Genomic DNA, 21,631 nt, shown 5'->3' with positions numbered 1-21,631 from the left:
CTGCGGTGCTGTGGCTGCATGTCAAAAACGGAAAACAAACTACGCAAGCTACGGTTGCTACCTAATCAGGTGGTATTATGGCGAAGTTTTAGCTAGTTTAGAGACAAAAATTTTCCTGATTAGGTAGCCAGCTCAGCTTGGTAAAGCTTACCGATCTATGCTGAAAGCATCCACCGGATTAAACTGGAGGTGCACATCATGGCAATGAACCGTATTCAGTTTCAGCCGGGCCTGTCAATCCCCGCCTTCCAGCAGCAATTTGGCTCGGAGGACCAGTGCCAAACCGCACTGGAACAGACGCGCTGGCAGCAGGGCTTGCGCTGCCTGCATTGTCAGTACCCGGCCTGCTATCGCATCCAAGGCCGGACTAATGCCTTGTTTGAATGTCGCGCCTGCCGCAAACAAACCTCGCTGACGGCGGGGACGCTGTTCGAAAAGTCGTCATTACCCTTGCGACTCTGGTTTCTGGCGCTCTATCTGATTGGCGAGGCCAAGACCGGCCTGTCCGCACTGGCGCTCAAGTGCCAGCTGGGCGTGAATTACCGCACGGCCTGGCTGGTTCAGCACAAGATCATGCAGGCCATGTTGGAACGCGATGCGCGCTACCAGCTCGACGGTGTAGTACAGGTGGATGACGCCTACCTCGGCGGCGAACGCAGTGGCGGCAAGGCGGGACGGGGCCCCGAGAACAAGATTCCCTGTATGGCCGCCATGGCGCTGCATGTGTGGCGGCACCCTTGGTATCTGAAGCTCAGTCCGGTGGTGGGATTTACGCAACAGGCCATTCGGGTGTGGGCAGAATGCTGCCTGCAGCCGGGAGCGTATGTTATTTCGGATGGGTTGTCTTGCTTTGGCGTGGTCATCCGGGCGGTCGCTACCCATGAAGCGCATGTCGCTGGCGGGAAGAACCCGAAAGACCTGCCGCTGTTCCGCTGGATCAGTACGTTGCTGGGCAATGTGAAAGCCAGCCTGTCTTGGATCTATCACGCCTTTGCGTTTGGCAAGTATGCGGGTCACTATCTGGCGGCGATTGCCTATCGGTTTAACCGGGTGCTTCGAAAAATCCCGTTTCCAAAAATTATCTTTTATTAGTCAATGGGTTACAAGGTATCTCTTCGTAAAAACAGGGGGGCGAGGTGCCCAATCGTCGGTGCCGACTTGATACGCTGCTGCTGCACTTACTAACTGCTGCTGTAACTTGCATTCCAAGAATGGCTGGTAAACAAACTATCCATGATAGCGCAGCTGGCCACCTAATCAGGAAAGTCTTTACATGCCAATGGGCTTGAGGGTTGCGGATTAACACTTCCGTTTTGTTTGTAATAAAATGTAGTAAAACGACTCTGAAATTGGCTAATTTTGAGCCTTGGTTTGGAAGAGTGGCTTCAGTTTGTGTGGCTGCAAAAAGCAAAAGCTTCAGGGTGAAGCCTTTTTTATGATTTGAAAATGGAGAGCGGTATGGGTATACACTCGAGAGCTATGGTGGCTGATGATGTTGTCATGGGAGATGGGGTTTGTATTGGTGCAAATGCTGTTATTGAATCAGGGGTGGAGATTGGCTCAAATACAGTTATCCATCCCAACGTGGTTATATATACTGGTGTTCGGATAGGTAGTGGGTGTGAGGTGTTTCCTGGTGCTTTTATTGGGAAGGAGCCTAAGGGTGCGGGGGCGGTCGCTAGGGTGCCGGTTTTTGAGAGGGTTATAGAAATAGGTGATGGGTGTTCGATTGGGCCTAATGCAGTTATTTTTTATGATGTTAAGATTGGGCGTAATACTTTGCTTGGTGACGGCGCGTCTATACGTGAAAAGTGCGTTGTCGGTGATGGCTGTATAATAAGTCGCTATGTTACAGTAAATTACAATACTGTTATTGGTGATAGAACAAAAATAATGGATAGTACTCACATTACTGGAAATGCAATTATTGGTGATGATGTTTTTATTAGCCTAATGGTCGGTACGACTAATGATAACGTTGTCCGGGGTGGGTATTCTGACGATAGAATCGTTGGGCCAATTATTGAGAAAGGGGCGGTTGTCGGGGTTGGTGCCTCGCTATTGCCGGCTGTAAGAATCGGGGCTGGAGCTACTGTGGGGGCCGGCTCTGTGGTTACAAAGGATGTTCCTCCGCATTGTGTTGTAATTGGGTCCCCGGCACGGGTGATAAGGAAGGTTGAATAGGTGCCCTGCTCGTGTAAATTGGCTCTTGTACTCTTGCTGTACGTCGAAAGCCCTTGCCTTTACGAAAGCAACTCTGTAGTTCATTGGTTTGCAATTGGGTCGTTTTGAAAAATGAGGTTTCGATGTGCACGTATGTTGTGGCCCAGCCTGCCATCGCTAAGGCTTGGCCCGCCAAGCCCCTGGGTTGTTGGATATCCTGCGCGATTTATTGCGCTGACTGGAATGCAAGGTTGAGTAGCCATGATCCCGTTTCTAGACCTCAAAGCCCTGAACAAGCGTTTTGAGGGCGAATTTGCCTCTGCCCTGCAGCGTGTGCTTGATAGTGGCTGGTTTGTCTGCGGCGAAGAGTTGCGTGCGTTTGAGGCTGAGTTTGCCCTGTGGTGCGGTGTGGCGCACTGCATCGGTGTGGGCAATGGACTTGATGCTTTAAGCCTGATTCTCAAGGCATACATGCATCTGGGCAGGCTGGTCCCGGGCGACGAAGTTATTCTGCCAGCCAATACCTTCATAGCGACTGCCCTGGCCGTGAGTGAGGCTGGCCTGGTGCCTGTTCTGGCAGATCCTCTGGAATCCAGTGCGAATCTCGATCCGGTCGCGGCTGCAGCCGCCATGTCATCACGTACGCGCGCCTTGTTGCCGGTGCATCTTTACGGACGGCTGGCGGACATGGTCGCATTGCGGGAGCTTGCCCGGCAGCATGGGCTGCTGCTGATCGAGGATGCCGCACAGGCTCATGGCGCAAGCCTCGGCGGGCAGCGTGCAGGGACATGGGGCGATGCCGCGGCATTCAGCTTTTTCCCGGGTAAAAATCTGGGGGCGCTGGGGGACGGTGGCGCTGTGCTGACTGGCGATGAGCAGCTGGCAGCTTGCGTGGCCTCGTTGCGCAACTATGGTTCGCAACGCAAATACCATCACGAGCAACGAGGGGTAAACTCCAGACTGGATGAGTTGCAGGCTGCCTTTTTGCGGATCAAGCTGCGCGTGCTGGACGCCGATCAGGATGAGCGCAACATTCTGGCTGCCCGCTACTTGTCTGGCATACGCAACAAGCACATTGTCCTTCCCGAAGTGCCAGTGGCTGGCGAACGGCATTCATGGCACCTGTTCGTTGTCAGGTCGGCATACCGTAATGCCCTGCAGGCTCATCTGCATGAGCAGGGCGTGGCTACCTTGGTGCATTACCCGATACCGATTCACCGCCAGCAGGCTTATTCCTGTCTCGCCTGGCCCTCGTTGCCGGTTGCCGAGCGCTTGGCGGAAACGGTGCTTAGCCTGCCCATTTACCCCGGCATGAAGCGTGTCGACCGTGTGATAGAGGCTTGCAATTCCTTTAATCCAGATTCTGATTCATGCATGGGTGCCTGAATGTCCCTCCAACACTGCAAAATTATTGATCTGCCCAAGGTCGAAGACCCGCGCGGCAATCTGACCTTCATCGAAGCCGGCAATCATATTCCCTTTGATATTCAGCGTGTCTATTACCTTTATGATGTACCGGGCGGCTCGCATCGAGGCGGTCATGCCCACAAGGGGTTGCACCAGTTGCTGATTGCCATGTCGGGAAGTTTTGACATTACGCTGGATGATGGTCGCACCAGATTCAAGTATCACATGAACCGTTCGTATTACGGACTTTATATTCCTCCAATGATCTGGCGGGAAATCGATAATTTCTCGAGTGGCTCCGTCTGCATGGTGCTGGCTTCGGAACATTATTCGGAAGATGACTATTACCGTGATTACCAGGAATTTCGCAGCGCCGTGACCGCTCCTTGAGTAGCGCCAGGGCCGGGTAAATCCATCCAAAAACAAGTCGTGCAGATGCATTGAGTCGGGGGCAGGGTGAAAGAACAACAATCGGTTGTGCTTGATGGCGGCATGTTCGCCGGCAAGCTTGTGGCAATTGAGAATGCCAGTTGTGTAGAGAATCTGCGCGTGCTTGCGCCGGAAGCGGACTGGCAACCGGCCCCACTGGAAATGGTTGATTTTTCCATTCCCCGGTTTGTGCGTGAAGCAAGACCCTTGTCCTGCCCCCAGTATTATGCCGAGCTGACCGATGTGCGTGTCGTTGCCGGTATTGCCGCCATCCTCATCGCTAAAACTGGCGAGATCGTCAGCGATGCCGTGAGCAGGCGTCGTGCTGATTTGAATGTGGAGTGGTATCGCAAGTACGGACTGGTGATCGATGAGCAAGCATCTGCCCAGTGTTTCACGGGGCGTGGCCAGGCGCTCAAGGTGGCGCGAGCGGTTTCGCTGTTTTCCTGGGAAAACCGCAACTATGCGCACTGGCTGATCGAGAAGCTTGCCAGCCTGAGCTGGATTACTGCCAGCAATCTGCCACCGGATACCAAGCTGCTGGTTGAGGCAGGATTGCCGGAATCCATCATTGAATCACTGCTGCTGCTGTGGCCTGCCGAGCACATTCTTTTTGTCGAGCATGGTCAGGCAGTCGATGTGGCTCAGCTGTATTATTTTTCCGATGCGGCCGAGATATGGGAGCCCCGCAAAGGCTACATCTTCACCGGCAATGATTACAGGCTTAATCCCCAGGCCCTGCGCTGGTTGGCCGGCGCAGTGCGCAAGCGGGTTCCGGTGGCGCCGCCAGCTGCGAGGCGCGCTTATCTGGTGCGCCCTTCTGGCGGCAACGGCCGCGCCGTGGTCAATCAGGATGAACTGATCGCCCTGCTTGGCAGTCAGGGGTACGACTGCATTCAGCCGGCCAAGCTGAGTTTTGCTGAGCAGGTAAACTATTTCTCCGGCCTGGAGCTTGCGGTATCGCCGTCCGGCGCAGCGCTCGCCAACCTGTTGTGGATGCCGGCGGGCAGCGCGGCAGTGGTGCTGATCCAGGACATTCCACAGATGAGCTATTGGTTCTACCACGCGCTTGCCGCAGCCCTGGGGATGCGGCTGGTGTTTTTCCCCATTCGGGGGGTGCCGAAGCCTGGCCTGGTCAATTTTCACTGGGATACCGAGGTTCCCGTGCAGGCGCTGGCTGACTGGCTGGGGCACACTTTTCCCGTGTCCGGCCTGGCGGCAGACCCGCGCGCGACCCTGCGGGACTTCAGGGTTCGCCAGCGTGGCGAGCGCTTCAAGCAGGTGGCGGAGTCGGCAAGCATCGATGTGACCGTCGCGGTAATGTCATACAACAACGCTGCGTATGTCGCGGATACGGTGCGCTCGGTGCTGGGGCAGCAGGGTGTGAGTTTCGAGCTGATTGTGCGTGACGATTGCTCCAGCGATGACAGCCTTGCCGTGCTGCAGTCCTTCGTGGCCGATCCGCTTTTCCGGCTGGAGCGCAATACCGAGAACCTTGGTGCGATTGGCAATTACAATCGCTGCATCGATTCGGGGTCCGGACGATACGTGGTTGTTCTGGGTTCGGATGACATTCTCTATCCGGGACATCTGGCTGCACTGGTCAGGGAGCTCGATGCTCACCCGCAGGCTGCGCTCGGTTACAGTCAGTGCAACTGGATCAACGCCGCTGGTGACGTGCTCCGGTATGCCGACCATCCGGGCCATCGTCAGCAGTCCTATTGCGGTGGTCGTGATGAAGTGGTCGATCTGCTCAGTTTCGACAACTATGTGACACCATCGGCGACGATGTTTCGCCGTAGCGCGCTCGATGCGATCCGCCTGCCCGATGGTGGCATCCACCGGGCCGGCATGCTGGCCGGTGACTGGGAGCTGGCAATCCGCATCGCGCGGGTAGCCCCCGATTTTGTTTTTGTCCGCCAGCCCAGTGTTGGCTATCGCGTCCACGACAAGCAGATCTCCAGGGATTTCTATGCGTCCGCGCAGCCACTGGCCGAGCATATCGAAATCCTCAAGCTCAATCTTGCGGAGCCGGCGGTGTTGCCGCGTTTGCGCGCAGCCGCCGAGCGGGTGTGGGGGCTGCTGCAAAGCCGGGCCTTGCAGATGCCCGAGTCCGCGCGGGAAAACTATCGCGCCGAGCTTGAAGCGATCAGGGCGCAGCTGTATGCGGGGCATTACAGCAGCAGTGAGGATCGCTACTGGTTTACCGTCATCCTCACTACCTTCAACCGACCGGAGTTGTTGGTCGATGCGCTGGCCAGCCTGGCGGCGCAGACCTGGCGTGATTTCGAGGTCATTCTGGTCAATGACCATGGCAGCCCAGTCGAGGCCTTGATCGCCGACTGCGAGTTCCCGCTTACCTATCTGTACCTGGGTCGCAACAGCGGTCTATCGGCGGCGCGCAATGCCGGCCTGCGCCAGGCGCGCGGTCGCTACATCGTCTACCTCGACGATGATGACATCTACCTGCCCGATCACCTGGCGGTGCTGGCGGCGACCCATGCGCAGCATCCGGACAAGGTGGCGTATACCGGTGTGGTGTACGTGCAGGAAAAACTGGAAGACGGCCGGCGCATTGAGCTGGGGCGGGAGGAGCCCTTCCGGCATCAGCAGTTCTCGCGCGAGCAGCTGTTTCTGCAGAACTACATTCCGGTCAACACCTGGAGTCATCCGCGCAGCGCGATTGATGTGGTTGGCGGCTTCGATGAGTCACTGACTGCGCTCGAAGACTGGGACATGCTGCTCAAGCTGGCCCAGCGCTACGACTTCATTCATGAGCCGCGTGTCACCTCGGAGGTGCATGTCAGGCCCAGCAGCGGCAGCGACCACATGCTGGGGCGTGAGCGCAAGAATTTCCCCGCGCTCTATCGCAAGCTCTACCAGCGTCACGGCGATCTGGGCAATGCGGCGCTGGCGCAGGCGCGCGATACCATGCTGCAGCAGATGGATGCCAGCGAGGTGCCGGGGCAGGCACCGGCGCGGGTGCTGTCCTTCCTTGACGTCTATGCGGCCTGGCGCGCCGAACGCCGGCTGCTGCCCAGCCACGGCCAGCTGTTCGACGCCCGGATGGCAGCCTGGCCGTGCCAGCCCCGCATTGTGCCAGTGATCTTCGACGAAGCCGGCAACATTGCTGCGCTGGTGCGCACCATACGCAGCATGACGGCCCAGTATTACCATCCGGCGCACATTGTCATTCTTTCGGTAAAGCCGGCACCAGCCGGTGGTGCAGGTGACAATGTGAGCTGGATGCCGCTGGATGCCGCCTGGCCGCAGACGCTGACCCGGGCGCTGCCCGAGGAAAGTGACTGGCTCTGGTTGCTGCACGCTGGCGACGAGCTGGAGAAGACCGCGACACTCTTGCTGGCCGAACTGGTGATCAGCAGGCAAGAGGCGCGTTGTGCCTACACCGACGAAGATTGGCTCAAGGCCGACGGCCAGTACGATCTGCCCATCTTCCGGCCCGACTTCAATCTTGAGCTGCTGCGCAATACACCCTATGTCGGGCGCTCGCTCGCGGTGTCGGTCGCGGCGCTGGCCGACCTTGGCGGCTTCGATGCGCAGTACGGCGCACTAGCGCATATTGATTTCCTCTTCCGTGTGCTCGAGCGGGATGGCTGGCCGGCCATTGCCCATTTCGACGACATGCTCTATCACAGTGCCCTCGCATATGGCGACTGGATAAACCTGGAGCCGGTCCAGACACAGCTGTCGCCGGTGGTCGCCGCCCACCTGTCGCGCCTGGGGCTTGCCGCAGAGCTTGAACAGGGGGCCTTGCCGTCGATACGCAGCGTGCGCTACCAGCATGCTGCTCAGCCCGTGGTGTCGGTCTTGCTGGTGGCACCACGTGAGCTGGCCGCCTTGCAGCGTTGCGTTGAGCGCTTGATCGAGGTGACGGCTTACCCGAACTATGAGCTGCTGGTAATCGACGGCCATGGCGACCAGCCCGCGTTGCGTGATTATCTGGCCGCGCTTGATGCGCTCGGCAATCCGCGCCTGCGCACCTTTGCCTGCGACGATCCGTTCAATGATGCGGCGATTGTCAATGTGCTGGCTCAGCAGGCGCAGGGCGAGTATCTGGTGCTGCTTGATGCCGCAGCGGAGGTGGTCGGCACTGACTGGATCGAGCAGTTGCTCAATCACGCGCAGCGACCCGAGGTCGGCGTGGTGGGCGGCAAGGTGCTGTCGGCCGACGGCCATATCCTGCAGGCACCGCAAGTCCTCGGTTTGCGAGGCGCTGTGGGCAGCCCTTTCCTGGGGCTGCCGCATGATGCCCAAGGCTATATGAATCGCCTCCTGCTCGATCAGGACTGCTCCGCCGTCAGCCGGGCATGCATGATGGTACGCAAATCGGTGTTCGCGGAGGTCGGCGGTCTTGATGCTGCCGCCTTTGCCCAGGGGCTTGCCGATGCGGATTTCTGCCTGCGCGTGCATGCTGCCGGCTTCCTTGCCGTCTGGACGCCGCGTGTGGTCACCGTCCAGCGCGCGGCGCCGGCGCCGCTGACCGAGGCTGCGTGTTCGGCGCTGCTGCAGCGCTGGCTGCCTAAGCTGGCCGCGGATCCGGCCTATAACCGCAATCTCTTCCTGCACGGCAATGGTTTCGAACTGGAGCCACGTGCCCAGTTGTGCTGGCGTCCGCTGAGCTGGCGACCGTTGCCGCTTGTGCTGGCCCACCCCGGCGATGCGATGGGTTGCGGCCAGTATCGGGTGATTCAGCCATTTCTTGCCCAGCAGCAGGCCTTGCAGATTGATGGTCATATCAGTTGGGAATTGTTGCATCCGGTGGATGTGGCCAGGCTTGACCCGGATGTCCTCGTGCTTCAGCGCCAGATCAACGAAGAGCAGATCGCTTTCATCAGGCAGTACCAGCGTTATGCCCGTGCCTTCAAGGTCTATGAGCTGGACGACTATCTGCCCAAGTTGCCGATGAAGAGTGCCCATCGCGCCCAGATGCCCAAGGATGTGCTCAAGCAGATGCGCAAGGCGCTGTCACTGGTCGATCGCTTCGTCGTATCGACTGCGGAGCTTGCCAATGCCTACAGCGAGCTTGGTTTGCATCGCGACATCCGGGTGGTCGAGAACCGCCTGCCGCCCAAGTGGTGGCGCGACCTGTCCAGCATTCGGTGCGTTGGTCCCAGGCCGCGCGTGGGTTGGGGTGGAGGCATGAGCCATACGGGCGACCTCGAGCTGATCGTCGATGTGGTCAAGGAATTGGCGAACGAGGTCGACTGGGTGTTCTTCGGCATGTGCCCGGACGTCCTGCGCCCCTATGTGCGGGAGTTCCATTCCGGCGTACCGATCGAGCAGTATCCGGCCAAGCTTGCCAGCCTCAATCTGGATCTGGCGCTGGCGCCGCTCGAGCATAACCTGTTCAACGAATGCAAGAGCAATTTGCGCCTGCTGGAATACGGGGCATGCGGCTACCCGGTGATCGCCACCGATATCGTCTGCTACCGTGGCGATTTGCCGGTCACGCTAGTGAAAAACCGCTTCCGCGACTGGGTGGAGGCCATCCGCGTCCAGCTTGCCGACCTGGATGCCGCAGCGGCACAGGGCGATGCATTGCGGGAGGCCGTTCTGCGCGACTGGATGCTGGAAGGGCAAAACCTGGATGCCTGGCGGCAGGCCTGGCTGCCCGATTGACAGGGCGGGCGGATTGCCGCTTTTTAGCAGGTTTCCTTGATGTTTGTGTTGGGTATAAGCCGGCAGCCTTTATTTGGTGTTGGTTGCCGGCTTATACCCATTGCTGTTTCTGTATCCGGAACGGAGTGGGCAGCGTCAGGGGCCCGACAAGGTGATTTGTTGCCAGTCAGCCCTAAAGTTCCAGAAGCGATTGCCGATAGTTGCCACAAGGGCACAAACAAGCTTGATGTCCGATGCAGTCTCCGAACATCGTGTTCTCTTGAGGAGAAACAGTCATGCAAGTCATTAACACAAACGTCCCGTCGCTGAACTCCCAGCGCAATTTGAACAACTCTCAGACCAGTCTGAATACCTCGCTGCAGCGGCTGTCCTCAGGTTTGCGCATCAACAGTGCCAAGGATGATGCCGCAGGTCTGGCCATCTCCCAGCGTTTCACCTCGCAGATCCGCGGTATGGATCAGGCGTCGCGCAATGCCAACGATGGCGTTTCGCTGTCGCAAACTGCAGAAGGCGCGCTCTCGCAGATGGGCGACATGCTGCAACGCATCCGCGAGCTGTCCGTGCAGTCTGGCAATGCCACCAACTCCGCCGGTGACCGTGAGGCAATCAATGCCGAAGTGTCGCAACTGGTGTCCGAGCTGGAACGTACCGCCAATACCACCCAGTTCAACGGCCAGCGCCTCTTTGACGGTTCCTTTACCGCAGCGACCTACCAGGTCGGCGCCAACGTCAATGAGAGCATCACAGCCACCACCGCCAATCTGCGCACCAGCCAGTACGGCTCCTACCAGATCGGTGCGGGCAACGGCACCGGCGCCAAGTCGATCAGCAATTTTGTGACTTCCGGTACTTCTGTTGCTGCCGGTGCGACCGGCACGGTGAATGCGGCCGGCGTTGCCGTTACCTCGAGCGGCACCTTCAGCATCAACGGTATCTCGATCTCCGTATCGGGAACCGACATGGCGCGCGATATCGCCACCAAGATCAATCAGGCCAATACCGGTGTGCGCGCTTCGGCTCGTACCGAGACCACGCTCTCGCTTGGCAGCGGTACCTTCACCCTGGCCCTGGCCTCCAAGAGCGATACCTTCCAGTCCGTGTCGTTCAACGTGAGCGATGCCAACAATAATGGCTCCATCGACGGCGATGAATATTCGCAAGCGATTTCGGCATTCAATGCCAAATCCTCGCAAACCGGCGTGACCGCACAGCTGGAAACCTTCCAGGACAGTAACGGTACGACCCAGTACGGCATGAAACTGGTCTCCGATGATGGCTCCAACATTGCCCTGACATCGCAAACCGGCGTGGCCAGCGGTATCGGTGGTGAAGTGAATGTCTGGAACTTTGATACCGCCAATTCCACCGGTTCGACCCAGTACCTTGCCAGCGCCTCGGTATTCGCCGCGGGCTCGACCGGCTCGGTATACTTCGGTGGTCAGGTGGTGCTGAATTCGGCCAAATCGTTCTCGGTGACCACTGATACCGCATCCTTCGCCTCCGGCGTGCTGTTTACCGGTGTGGACAACACCAGTGTCTTCACCTCGGGTGCTTCGTACCAGGCTGATCTGAAGACCGTTGAGAAGCTGGATGTGTCGAGTGTTGAAGGTGCCACCCAGGCTCTGCGTGTTGTGGATGATGCCCTGACCACCATCAACGATCAGCGTGCCAAGTTCGGTGCCCTGCAAAGCCGCTTCTCTGCGACAATTGCCAACCTGGCTACCACTTCCGAAAATCTGTCCGCAGCACGCAGCCGGATTCAGGACGCGGATTTCGCCAAAGAAACTGCAAACCTCACCCGTGCGCAGATTCTGCAGCAGGCCGGTACCGCGATGCTGTCTCAGGCCAATCAGTTGCCGCAGCAGGTACTGAGTCTCCTGGGCTAAGTCCGGGTTAGGCAGTAAGGTGTCAGACGTACCCCGGCCGGTTGCAACCGTGCCGGGGTATTGCACTTAGGAGAATCATCATGCAGATCTCTTCATTATCCGGGCAAGCCCCCGCTTTGCCTGTCGCGAGCACGAATAACGATGCTGCGAATCGTCGTCCAGAGCAGGCTGCCGGAGCAGCCGGTTCGCCGGCTGCAGCGGAGCCGCCCGCACAAGCGGTTTTGACGGCGCAAGCGGTGCAAGGCGCCCAGAAGGCTGATTCCACCCAGCAGTTGCAGGAAGCGGTGAAAAAGCTCAATGAAATGGTGCAGATGTTTTCCAATGGCAAGGCACTGAATTTTTCCATCGACAACGAAGCCGATGCGGTCGTCGTGAAGGTGGTTGACCAGCAGACTGACGAAGTCGTGCGTCAGATTCCCAGTGAAGAAGCGATTGCCATTGCCAAGGCCATCGACCAGTTTCAGGGAATGCTGATTAAAGATCGGGCCTGACGGGCCGATCTTCTGTAATTGAGTGGTTTAAATTCTGGGGTTTCTATCATGGCTTCGATTACTTCTTCGGGTTTGGGATCCGGGCTGGATGTCAACGGCATCATCAAGCAGCTTATGGAGTTGGAAAGCCAGCCACTGACCAAGCTGCAGGCACGGGCCAAGGAAGCCGAAACCAAGATCTCGGCGGTAGGCAGCTTGCAAAGCGCGCTCTCGACCTTTCAGGCCCGGGTGCTCGGTTTGTCCAGTGTCAGCGCATACAAGACGCTGAAGGGCAGTCTTGGCGATTCGGCGATTGGCACTGTAAGCACCGCATCCAATGCACAGGCAGGCAGTTACAGCCTGGCCGTGACGCAGCTGGCGCAATCGCACAAACTCAAATCCCAGGTTTTTACCGGTGTGAACGAACCGGTCGGCACCGGCAAGCTGACCATCCAGTTCGGCACGCATAATGACAATGGCACAACGGCGAACACTGCCGATGACACCTTTGAGGTCAATGGCGACAAGGGAGCCCTGACTCTCGACATCGACAGCAGCAACAACACCCTCGTTGGCTTGCGCGATGCCATCAATGCCAAAAAGGCCGGTGTTTCGGCAACCATCGTGAACGATGGCAGCGGTTACCGCCTGCTGCTTTCCTCGACGGATAGCGGCAAGGCAAACAGCCTGCGCATTACTGTCGAAGATGATGATTACAATGCTGGCACCAATCCGGGCGGCAATACCGATACCAGCGGCCTTTCCCGCTTTGTCTATGACCCGGCAGGCGCGAGGAATATGGCGCAAACGCAAGCTGCGCAGAATGCCGAATTCCAGCTGGACGGCATCGCGATCAGCAAGGCCAGCAATACCGTTACCGATGTCCTGCAGGGGGTGACGCTGAACCTGCAGAAGATCAGCGCGCTGGACAGCAACAGCGCCCCCATCACCACCACCTTGTCCGTTGCCCGCGATACCAGCGGCGTCAAGACTGCCGTCGAAGAATTCGTAAAGTCCTACAACGAGTTCGCCAAGGTGGTGGATGGTCTGAGTTACTTCGACAAGGAAACAAAAACCAGCGGTCTGCTCAATGGCGACTATGTGATCCGTTCGATGCAGAGCACGATCAGGTCCACGCTCAATCAGGGCCTGGGAGCAGGCAGCTATTACCAGAGTCTGGGCGCGGTGGGGGTCACGTACAATGACAAGGGCCAGATGACGCTGGACGCCAGCAAGCTGCAGAAGGCATTGAATGAGCGCCCCGACGATGTAGCCAGCCTGTTTGCCGTCAATGGCGTAGCCAGTGATTCGCGGGTCAGCTATGTCTCTTCAACTGCCGCCACGCAAACCGGCAATTACGCAATCAACATTACCGCAGCGGCAACCCGTGGCTCTTTCAGCGGACTCGCCATTACCAATGGTCCGATCACCATCACCGAGAACGACAATGATTTGCTGATGGTCGCGGTGGATGGCACTTCATCCGGCCAGATCAAGCTGGCGGCAGGATCGTATGCCACGCCTGCCGCGCTGGCAGCGGAAATCCAGTCGAAAATCAATGGCGACAGTCGGCTGAAGGAGGCGGGAGCGGCTGTTACGGTGGCTTTCAACGCCAGCACCAACAAATTCGAATTCAGCTCCAACAAATACGGCAGCAAGTCGAATGTGCAGATAACGGCAGTGGGTTCAACGACGGAAACCTCTTTGGGGCTCAAGGTTGCCCAATCCGGCACCGGCACCAATGTCGCCGGTACGATCAATGGTGAAAACGCCAAGGGTGACGGGCAAATCCTGACCGGGACGGGCAGGACTGAAGGTCTCAAGCTGACAGTCACGGGCGACACGCCCGGGGAATATGGCACGATCGGTTTCAGTCGTGGTTTTGCCAGCAAGCTGGACCAGACGGTGACCGGTTTGCTGGGGGGCAACGGCTTGCTGCGCAGTCGGGTTGATGGCCTGAAGCGCGATATCACCAATATCGAAACCCAGGGCAAGACCATGACGCGCAGGCTGGAAGGGCTGGAAAAACTGTATCGTGCCCAGTTCACCGCTCTGGATGTGCAGATTGCCACGATGAATTCAACCAGCTCCTATCTGGGGCAGCAGCTGTCGATGCTCAACAACCTTGCCAGCAATAACAGGAAGTAAGGGTACAGATCATGTCACTCGGAGCAAAAAAGGCACTGGCTGCCTATGGCAAGCAGAATTTGCAGAGCCAGGTGGAATCCGCTTCGCCGGGACGCCTGATTGTGATGCTCTATGAAGGGGCCATCAAATCGATTCAGCTGGGCCGCATGCACATGCAAAATGGCGAGATCGCCGAAAAGGGCCAGGCTATCAGCAAGGCCATTTCCATCATTGACGAAGGTTTGCGCCTCGCGCTGGATCATGAGCAAGGTGGCGAGCTGGCGGCCAATCTGGATGCGCTGTATTTCTACATGATGCAGCAGTTGCTCGAGGCAAATCTGCGCAATACCACCGAGCCGCTCGACCAGGTGCTGGTGTTGCTCAACGATCTCAAGGAAGCCTGGGAGAGCATCAGTCAACCGGCTGCAGCCCAGCCGCCACTGCTCAGTGAACCAGCAGCCGAGGCCAATCAGGATCGGGGTACGCTGAGTTATGGCAAAGCCTGATATTGTCCATACCCTGCGGGCCTTCAATGTCCTTGCCCGCCAGATGCTCGCGGATGCCGAGCAGCAGAACTGGGAAGCATTGCTTGAGCGCCAGCCGATCTGGCTTACTCTCCAGGATGCCTTGCATGACATCCCCTGGCATGAGTACGATGAAGCAGGTCGGCAGCAGCTGGTGCAGCTGATTACCCAGCTGCAGGCCAGCATTGCCGAGCTGACTGCCCATGCGCAAGCCTGGCGTCCCGAGCTGCTGCAAATGATCCAATCCTTGCAGAATTCATCGCGGCTCGATCGCACGTACCGGCCCTGAATGGTGCACGCCCGGGCACGTCCTGGATGCCGGCCTTTGCTGCTGGTGGCAAAGGGCGCTTGGGCCGTTGGTGACAGTACCGGTTGCGGTGAACCTGCGGCCGTCTTGCTGGCCGGTGCCTTTGACTCTGCCCTTGTTCCGGGGATTTGAAAATGCAGCCACTCGTGATTTCCTGGGTTCATCTGCTCTACGTCTTGCTGTTTATTCTTGTGCTCTATGTCGGCCAGCTGCTGTTTTTTTACCGAAAGCTGCAGCTGCGGCAGTACTGTCTCGAGCTCAACAAGCGGGTCGTGCAGCTTGAGGACGAGGTCCACGCGCTTGAGCAGCGGCTGCAGGGCTTGCAGCTGGGTTTGATGGCGTCGGCCGAAGTCCAGATTCGGGAAGAGGAGATCAGTGATACGCCGTATGCCAGGGCAATCAAGCTGGCAAAGGCCGGGACGGAGGTTGACGTGCTGATCCGGGAGTGCGGTCTGAGTCGCGGCGAAGCCGATCTCATCATGGCGCTGTATCGCGCCGGCAAGTACTGAGCCAACGGGAAGCCGTTCATGTTGCCAGGCAATACCCCGGTCAGCCTCGTTCAGAACTACCTGCGCGTGCAGCAGGGGGTGATCGAGACGGTGCGTCAGCCCGAGACCACGGCCTTGCTGCTGACCGTGGGTGAGCGGGTGAGCGCGACCGTACAGGGCCTGTTGCCCAATGGCCGCTTTGCCGTGCTGGTCAAAGACCAGTTGCTGGACATGAATCTTCCCCGCAATACCCAGCCAGGTACACAGCTGGATCTCACGGTACTCGAGGCGGACGAGCAGATACGCTTCGCGCTCGAGCAAAAGCCTGCTGCCCAGCCCCAGAGTGCGGGAACGCCGGTGTCGCTCAGTGGCGCCGCACAGCGTTTGCAGGACTTGTTGGCGCGCCTGCCGGGAGGCGAAAGCAAGGTGGTGCTCAGCCGGGCCGAGCCCCTGTTCAGTGGACCACCCGATACGGCGAAGCTTGCCGGCCAGCTTGCTGCCAGTCTTGGTGAAAGTGGCCTGTTCTACGAATCGCATCAGGCACAATGGGTCAAGGGCGAGCGCAGCCTGCCACAAATCCTGCGCGAGCCACAGGCTCTGCTGTCGTTGGCGCAAGCGGCTACAGCGCAGGACGCTGCGGCTTCGGCTGGCAAGCCGGCAGCCGGCATGGGCTTGACGGCTTTGCTGAACCAGATTGCCGAGGTCGTGCGCAATCCGCAGGAAGCGGATGCCGGTCCGGATGTACAGCAAACACCGGAAAGCAAAGCCCCGCCCGGAGCTGGTACTGCGGAGAGACCGGCTGCTGCAGCGCCGCAGACGCAAGCGGAGCGCGAGCTGGATATGAACAGGGTCAGCAATGAACTGGCCGGCCGCCAGCTGCTGGATGCGCTCGGAGGAAAGGCCGAAGGCAAGGATGGCGAGCTGGCGATGCAGCAGTTGCGCCAGCTTGTCCAGCAGCAGCTGGATCTTGCCGATCAGCGCCCCTTGCACTGGCAGGGACAGGCCTGGCCGGAACAAAAGTTGGACTGGAGTCTTTCCTGGGAGCGGGACGCCCAGGAGGCTGACAATCCTGACGCTTCCGAACGGCGCTGGACCAGCCGCATGGAGCTGGACATGCCGCAACTCGGCAAGGTGAGCATCCTGCTCACCCTGCAGGGCCAGCAATTTGCCGTGCGCTTCGCTCCGGAAGTCTCCGCCACGAGCGCCACCCTGGCCAGTCATCTGGATGTATTGACTGCGCGTTTTTCCGCCGCGGGTCTTGAGTTGGCGCAGGCGCTGGTGGAGCGCCAGGAGTCTGCCGGGTGAAAAAAATGCACCGCAAGGACGAGCGCCAGCAGGCCGTGGCGCTGGCCTACAGCGAAGGCAGCGGGTCGCCGCGAGTTGCTGCGAAAGGGCGGGGCTTGCTGGCCGATCAGATCATCAAGAAAGCCCGGGAGGCCGGGGTCTTCGTGCATGAGTCGCCGGAACTGGTGTCGCTGCTGCTGCAGGTCGATCTCGATCAGCACATCCCGCCGCAGTTGTATCGGGCTGTTGCCGAGTTGCTGGCCTTTGTCTATCTGCTTGAGCACGGTGCAACACCTCCCGTTCCGGAATTGACAGCACTGCTGCCCAAGGAAGAGGATGCTGCTTCTGTGGCCAGCCCGCAGCCCGACGACCCCGTATCTTCCTGATCTTGCCAATGACCTTTCCCGCTTCCCGCTTGCGCAGCGCCCATCGCGCCGTGGCCCTGCTGTTCTTTTGTCTTGGCCTCAATTACGGTACCTGGGCCGCGCGCATTCCGGCCCTGAAAACCCAGCTGGCCATCAATGATGCCGAGGTGGGGTTTTTCCTGCTCGCATCTGGTCTGGGCGCTGTTTTCTCCTTCCCCTTTGTTGCCTGGCTCCTGCAGCGCTTTGGTACCCGGGTGGCGTGTTTGCTGGCCGCTTTTTTGCTGCCGGTGATCTTGCTGGGACTGGCGGTGGTCGAAAGTTACCCGCTGGCGATGGCCATCATGCTGCTGGAAGGGGTACTGGCCAGTTGCCTGAATGTGGCAATGAATACGCAAGGCGTCGAAGTCGAGCAGGCTTCAGGCAAGATGATCATGTCGCGCCTGCATGCCATCTTCAGTCTGGGTTTGTTCAGTGGTGCGCTGCTGGCCTACGGGTTGGTGCAATACCTGACGCCCGTGCTGTTATGGCATTTTGCAACAGCAGCGCTGTTGATCGTGCTCGGAGCTGCTTACGCGGCGCCCCGCTTGTTGCCCATGCCCGCCAGCACCGGCACCTCGGGCGGCAAGCGTTTTGTGCTGCCGGCCGGTGTGGCCTTGCTGTTTGGTTTGCTGGCGTTTTGCGGCACCATCGTCGAGGGCTCGATGAATGACTGGAGTGCGCTCTATCTCAAAGACATCACTGGTGCCACGGAGCAGCTGGCCACCCTCGGCCTTGCACTTTTCGCCGCGACCATGCTGGTTTCGCGCTGGTTTGGCGACGGCTGGCGGCAGCGCTTTGGTGCGCGGCAGCTCTTGATCGGTGGCGGTCTGCTGGCAGGTTGCGGCCTCTTGCTGGGTGTTTTGCAGGGTGGTTTTGTTGCCGGTTTGCTGGCATTTACGCTGATGGGCATCGGCATGGCGGCCGTCTCGCCCTGCGTCTATCAGGGAGCTGCCAAACATGGCCCGATCACGCTGGCGGCGGTGACAACCATGGGCTCGATTGGCGCCTTGCTGGGGCCGCCGCTGATCGGTTTTGTCGCGCACGCCAGTTCGCTGGCCTGGGGCATGGCGCTGGTCGCGCTGATGGCCTTGCTGATCACAGTCCTTGCGCGCCTGGTTGATTGGTAAACGTGATTGTATTGCGGTAGAGGCCTGTGCGGTGAGGTATCTGCCCAGGGCCTTTTCTTTTGAAGGGCCCTGGTTCGATGGGTATTTGGGTATCTTGCAGCTGGCTTAGCAGACCAGAATGTAGGGCAGGTGGCGGCTGAACTGGCTGCGTACCCGGTCGACCACGTCCTGGCTGGGCGGCTGGGTGTCGGCCAGTTCGTATTTCATGCCCAGCTCCTCCCATTTGTGCTCGCCCATTTTGTGGAAGGGCAGCACTTCCACCCGCCCCAGCAAGCCCGGCCCACGCTGATTCAGCCCGGCCAGATAGGCGGCCAGTGCTTCGACATCCTGTTCGTCATCCGACCAGCCCGGCACCAGCACATAGCGTATCCAGAATTTCTTCTTCAGGCGCAGCAGGCGCTCGGCAAAGTCCAGCGTCGGCTGCAGTGGCTTGCCGGTCAGCTGTTCGTATTTCTGCGGATTCATCTGCTTGATGTCGAGCAGCACGAGATCGACCTGTTCGAACCAGGCGTCGTCCAGATGTCCGGCGAGAAAGCCCTGAGTGTCGAGTGCGGTGTGCAGGCCCCACTGTTTCTTGACCCGATAGAATACCTCGCCAACAAAGTGCGCCTGCATCAGCGGCTCGCCGCCGGTGATGGTCAGCCCGCCGGCGAATTTGAGGAAGGTGGCGTATTTGCCGATTTCGGCGACCACCTCGTCAATGCTCATCTGCCTGCCACTGTAAATCTTCCAGGTGTCGGGGTTGTGGCAATACAGGCAGCGAAACTGGCAGCCGGACATGAACAGCGCAAAGCGCATGCCCGGGCCATCGACGGCGGCGCCGGTTTCGAAGGAATGGATGTAGCCGACCAGATGGCCGTGGTCATCGACGGTGGGCGGAAAAATTTCACCGGCTGGCTTGATGGGGATGGTCTTTGTCATGGAACGGCCGTTGCAAAGTGAGCAGGCTGGATTGTAGCTCGCGCGAGGCAAAAAAATGGGCCAGCCTGCCGGCTGACCCGTTCGGTGACTGCAAGCTTGATCAGGCGTGCATGTGGAAGGTGCGGTTGATCACATCCAGCTGCTGCTCGCGCGTCAGCTTGATGAAGTTCACCGCATAGCCCGACACGCGAATGGTCAGCTGCGGGTAGTTTTCCGGATGTTCCATCGCATCCAGCAGCATTTCGCGGTTGAGCACGTTCACGTTGATGTGGAAGCCCGACGCGCCGCAGAAGCCGTCCAGGCAATTGCTCAGATTGTTCACCCGATCTGCCAGCGTGTGGCCCAGCGCATCCGGTGTGGCCGAAGCGGTCCAGCTGATGCCGTCCAGCGCGGCTTCATAGGGCAGCTTGGCTACCGAGGCGCCGGCGGCCACAAAGCCGGACTTGTCGCGGCCATTCATCGGGTTGGCGCCCGGTGCGAAGGGCTCGCCGGAGCGGCGGCCATCCGGCGTGTTGCCGGTCTTCTTGCCGTAAACGACGTTGGACGTGATGGTCAGCACCGACTGGGTCGGCATCGAATTGCGGTAGGTCTTGTGCTGCTTGATCTTGTCCATGAAGGTTTCGGTCAGCCACACGGCAATGCTGTCGACGCGGTCGTCGTTGTTGCCAAAGGCCGGGTAGTCGCCTTCGATCACGAAATCGGTGGCCACACCGGCTTCATTGCGGATGACCTTGACCTTGGCGAACTTGATGGCGGACAGCGAATCGGCGGCGACCGACAGGCCGGCAATGCCGCAAGCCATGGTGCGCAGGATGTCGCGATCATGCAGCGCCATTTCGATGCGCTCGTAATGGTATTTGTCGTGCATGTAATGGATGGCGTTCAGCGCCTTCACATAGGTGCGCGCCAGCCAGTCCATCATTTTGTCGAACTTGGCCACCACTTCGTCGTAATCGAGGTATTCACTGGTGATGGGCTCGAAGCCCTTCGCGACCACCGCGCCGGTTTTTTCATCGACCCCGCCGTTGATGGCGTACAGCATGGCCTTGGCCAGATTGCAGCGGGCGCCGAAGAACTGCATCTGCTTGCCGACGCGCATGGCCGAAACGCAGCAGGCGATGGCGTAATCGTCACCCCATTGCGGCAGCATCAGGTCGTCGGATTCGTACTGGATGGCCGAGGTTTCGATCGACATCTTCGAGCAGAAATCCTTGAAGCCCTTGGGCAGGCGGGTCGACCACAGCACGGTCAGGTTCGGCTCTGGCGCCGGGCCGAGGTTGGACAGCGTCCAGAGGGTGCGGAAGCTGGTTTTCGATACCAGCGTGCGGCCGTCTTCACCCATGCCGCCAATCGATTCGGTCACCCAGGTCGGGTCGCCCGAGAACAGCTGGTCGTATTCCGGCGTGCGCAAAAAGCGCACGATGCGCAGCTTGATCACCAGATGGTCGATCATTTCCTGGGCGTCGGATTCGGTGATGCGGCCTTCCTTCAGGTCGCGTTCGAAATACACGTCGAGGAAGGTCGAGATGCGGCCGATCGACATGGCTGCGCCATTTTGTTCTTTCACGGCAGCCAGGTAGCCGAAGTAGGTCCACTGCACGGCTTCCTGCGCGGTGGCAGCCGGGCGGCCGATGTCAAAGCCGTATTTGGCGGCCATTTCCTTCAGCTCGCCCAGGGCCTTGATCTGTTCGGACAATTCTTCACGGGTGCGCAGCACGTCTTCAGTGAAATCAACGTCGTCCAGTTCGGCCTTCTCGCGTTTTTTATCCTTGATCAGGAAGTCCACACCATACAGCGCCACGCGACGGTAGTCGCCAATGATGCGGCCACGGCCATAGGCATCCGGCAGGCCGGTAATCACGCCCGATTTGCGGCAGGCGAGAATGTCCGGGTTGTAGGCGTCAAACACGCCCATATTGTGATCCTTGCGGTAGAAGCGGTAGGCTTCTTCTACTTTTGGATCAAGCTGGAAACCATAGGCTTCCAGGCCGGTTTGCACCATGCGCAGGCCGCCGTTCGGTACAATCGCGCGCTTGAGCGGCGCATCGGTTTGCAGGCCGACAATCACTTCTAGGTCGCGGGCGATATAGCCTGCGTCGTGTGCGGTGATGCTGGTGCCGCGATCCGCGGAGACTGCCAGGACGCCTTTTTCGCGTTCTTGCTTCAGAAGCTCGGAAAGTACCGCCCATTGCTGCCTGGTACGCTCGGTCGGGCCGGCCAGGAAGCTGTCATCGCCTTCATACGGGGTATAGTTGAGCTGGATGAAGTCACGTACTGCAACCTGCTTTTGCCAGTCCCCCGCGGTAAAGCCGCGCCAGGCGTCGAGTTGGATGGTGGATTCCGGTGCGTTCATGATGATGCTCCTGATGGCGATTGTCTGTTGGACGATCTGTGAGATTGCCTGGGGCCGGGTGGGCCCTGGTTGGGGTTATCCCTGATCTACGGAGTGTAGAT

General features: G+C 59.0%; 16 protein-coding genes. 14 read left to right on the top strand and 2 right to left on the bottom strand.

Annotation, left to right across the window (positions count from 1 at the left end; all coding sequences use genetic code 11):
- The first annotated feature begins 198 nt into the window (after positions 1 to 198).
- The 14 genes from C515_RS19350 to C515_RS0103350 all read left to right on the top strand — a co-directional run bounded on the left by C515_RS19350 (position 199) and on the right by C515_RS0103350 (position 18,256).
- A complete protein-coding gene (locus C515_RS19350) occupies positions 199 to 1,092 on the top strand; it encodes an IS1595 family transposase (RefSeq protein ID WP_051304588.1) in 894 nt (297 codons plus the stop codon).
- A 366-nt stretch (positions 1,093 to 1,458) separates the two neighbouring features.
- Entirely contained in the window at positions 1,459 to 2,184 is a 726-nt protein-coding gene (locus C515_RS22940) for an N-acetyltransferase (protein ID WP_081686724.1), read from the top strand.
- 240 nt (positions 2,185 to 2,424) lie between these two features.
- A complete protein-coding gene (locus C515_RS0103405; protein ID WP_028454385.1) occupies positions 2,425 to 3,549 on the top strand; it encodes a DegT/DnrJ/EryC1/StrS family aminotransferase in 1,125 nt (374 codons plus the stop codon).
- Complete coding sequence (locus C515_RS0103400) at positions 3,550 to 3,960, top strand: sugar 3,4-ketoisomerase (protein WP_028454384.1); 411 nt, start codon at positions 3,550 to 3,552, stop codon at positions 3,958 to 3,960.
- A 66-nt stretch (positions 3,961 to 4,026) separates the two neighbouring features.
- Positions 4,027 to 9,639: a glycosyltransferase gene (locus C515_RS0103395; RefSeq protein ID WP_144290322.1), complete on the top strand. Its 5,613-nt coding sequence runs from the start codon at positions 4,027 to 4,029 to the stop codon at positions 9,637 to 9,639.
- Between the two features lie 275 nt (positions 9,640 to 9,914).
- Entirely contained in the window at positions 9,915 to 11,525 is a 1,611-nt protein-coding gene (locus C515_RS24740; protein ID WP_028454382.1) for a flagellin N-terminal helical domain-containing protein, read from the top strand.
- An 80-nt stretch (positions 11,526 to 11,605) separates the two neighbouring features.
- Positions 11,606 to 12,016 carry a flagellar protein FlaG gene (locus C515_RS0103385; protein WP_028454381.1) on the top strand — a complete coding sequence of 137 codons (411 nt, stop codon included), beginning with the start codon at positions 11,606 to 11,608 and terminating at the stop codon, positions 12,014 to 12,016.
- Between the two features lie 48 nt (positions 12,017 to 12,064).
- Positions 12,065 to 14,143 (top strand): flagellar filament capping protein FliD, encoded by a 2,079-nt coding sequence (gene fliD / locus C515_RS0103380; RefSeq protein ID WP_028454380.1) that lies wholly within the window; start codon positions 12,065 to 12,067, stop codon positions 14,141 to 14,143.
- An 11-nt stretch (positions 14,144 to 14,154) separates the two neighbouring features.
- A complete protein-coding gene (gene fliS, locus C515_RS0103375) occupies positions 14,155 to 14,628 on the top strand; it encodes a flagellar export chaperone FliS (RefSeq protein ID WP_028454379.1) in 474 nt (157 codons plus the stop codon).
- Positions 14,615 to 14,935, top strand: coding sequence for a flagellar protein FliT (locus C515_RS0103370; RefSeq protein ID WP_028454378.1), 321 nt, complete (start codon positions 14,615 to 14,617; stop codon positions 14,933 to 14,935). The genes fliS and C515_RS0103370 overlap by 14 nt, the downstream gene beginning before the upstream one ends.
- A 152-nt stretch (positions 14,936 to 15,087) precedes the next feature.
- On the top strand, positions 15,088 to 15,462 hold the full coding sequence (locus tag C515_RS0103365; RefSeq protein ID WP_028454377.1) for a DUF2802 domain-containing protein: 375 nt from the start codon (positions 15,088 to 15,090) through the stop codon (positions 15,460 to 15,462).
- A gap of 18 nt (positions 15,463 to 15,480) precedes the next feature.
- Complete coding sequence (gene fliK / locus C515_RS0103360; protein ID WP_028454376.1) at positions 15,481 to 16,746, top strand: flagellar hook-length control protein FliK; 1,266 nt, start codon at positions 15,481 to 15,483, stop codon at positions 16,744 to 16,746.
- 5 nt (positions 16,747 to 16,751) lie between these two features.
- Entirely contained in the window at positions 16,752 to 17,111 is a 360-nt protein-coding gene (locus tag C515_RS0103355) for an EscU/YscU/HrcU family type III secretion system export apparatus switch protein (RefSeq protein WP_028454375.1), read from the top strand.
- Between the two features lie 8 nt (positions 17,112 to 17,119).
- Complete coding sequence (locus C515_RS0103350) at positions 17,120 to 18,256, top strand: MFS transporter (RefSeq protein ID WP_043647927.1); 1,137 nt, start codon at positions 17,120 to 17,122, stop codon at positions 18,254 to 18,256.
- Positions 18,257 to 18,361: 105 nt separating this feature from the next.
- On the opposite strand, the gene pflA is transcribed toward C515_RS0103350, so the two are convergent.
- Together pflA and pflB are read right to left on the bottom strand one after the other, a co-directional pair.
- Positions 18,362 to 19,177 (bottom strand): pyruvate formate-lyase-activating protein, encoded by an 816-nt coding sequence (gene pflA, locus C515_RS0103345; RefSeq protein ID WP_028454373.1) that lies wholly within the window; start codon positions 19,175 to 19,177, stop codon positions 18,362 to 18,364.
- A 100-nt stretch (positions 19,178 to 19,277) separates the two neighbouring features.
- Complete coding sequence (gene pflB / locus C515_RS0103340) at positions 19,278 to 21,530, bottom strand: formate C-acetyltransferase (protein WP_028454372.1); 2,253 nt, start codon at positions 21,528 to 21,530, stop codon at positions 19,278 to 19,280.
- Between the last annotated feature and the right edge of the window lie 101 nt (positions 21,531 to 21,631).

It is taken from the genome of Chitinilyticum litopenaei DSM 21440 (assembly GCF_000428145.1).
GTDB lineage: Bacteria > Pseudomonadota > Gammaproteobacteria > Burkholderiales > Chitinibacteraceae > Chitinilyticum > Chitinilyticum litopenaei.
The sequence above is the reverse complement of the archived record's forward strand: the minus strand, read 5'-3'. Positions and strand labels throughout refer to the sequence as shown.

Excerpts from the sequence above, each read along its gene's own strand:
- C515_RS19350 (WP_051304588.1), top strand. The coding sequence starts at position 199 with ATGGCAATGAACCGTATTCAGTTTCAGCCGGGCCTGTCAATCCCCGCC.
- C515_RS22940 (WP_081686724.1), top strand. The coding sequence starts at position 1,459 with ATGGGTATACACTCGAGAGCTATGGTGGCTGATGATGTTGTCATGGGA.
- C515_RS0103405 (WP_028454385.1), top strand. The coding sequence starts at position 2,425 with ATGATCCCGTTTCTAGACCTCAAAGCCCTGAACAAGCGTTTTGAGGGC.
- C515_RS0103400 (WP_028454384.1), top strand. The coding sequence starts at position 3,550 with ATGTCCCTCCAACACTGCAAAATTATTGATCTGCCCAAGGTCGAAGAC.
- C515_RS24740 (WP_028454382.1), top strand. The coding sequence starts at position 9,915 with ATGCAAGTCATTAACACAAACGTCCCGTCGCTGAACTCCCAGCGCAAT.
- C515_RS0103385 (WP_028454381.1), top strand. The coding sequence starts at position 11,606 with ATGCAGATCTCTTCATTATCCGGGCAAGCCCCCGCTTTGCCTGTCGCG.
- fliD (WP_028454380.1), top strand. The coding sequence starts at position 12,065 with ATGGCTTCGATTACTTCTTCGGGTTTGGGATCCGGGCTGGATGTCAAC.
- fliS (WP_028454379.1), top strand. The coding sequence starts at position 14,155 with ATGTCACTCGGAGCAAAAAAGGCACTGGCTGCCTATGGCAAGCAGAAT.
- C515_RS0103370 (WP_028454378.1), top strand. The coding sequence starts at position 14,615 with ATGGCAAAGCCTGATATTGTCCATACCCTGCGGGCCTTCAATGTCCTT.
- C515_RS0103365 (WP_028454377.1), top strand. The coding sequence starts at position 15,088 with ATGCAGCCACTCGTGATTTCCTGGGTTCATCTGCTCTACGTCTTGCTG.
- fliK (WP_028454376.1), top strand. The coding sequence starts at position 15,481 with ATGTTGCCAGGCAATACCCCGGTCAGCCTCGTTCAGAACTACCTGCGC.
- C515_RS0103355 (WP_028454375.1), top strand. The coding sequence starts at position 16,752 with ATGCACCGCAAGGACGAGCGCCAGCAGGCCGTGGCGCTGGCCTACAGC.
- C515_RS0103350 (WP_043647927.1), top strand. The coding sequence starts at position 17,120 with ATGACCTTTCCCGCTTCCCGCTTGCGCAGCGCCCATCGCGCCGTGGCC.
- pflA (WP_028454373.1), bottom strand. The coding sequence starts at position 19,177 with ATGACAAAGACCATCCCCATCAAGCCAGCCGGTGAAATTTTTCCGCCC.
- pflB (WP_028454372.1), bottom strand. The coding sequence starts at position 21,530 with ATGAACGCACCGGAATCCACCATCCAACTCGACGCCTGGCGCGGCTTT.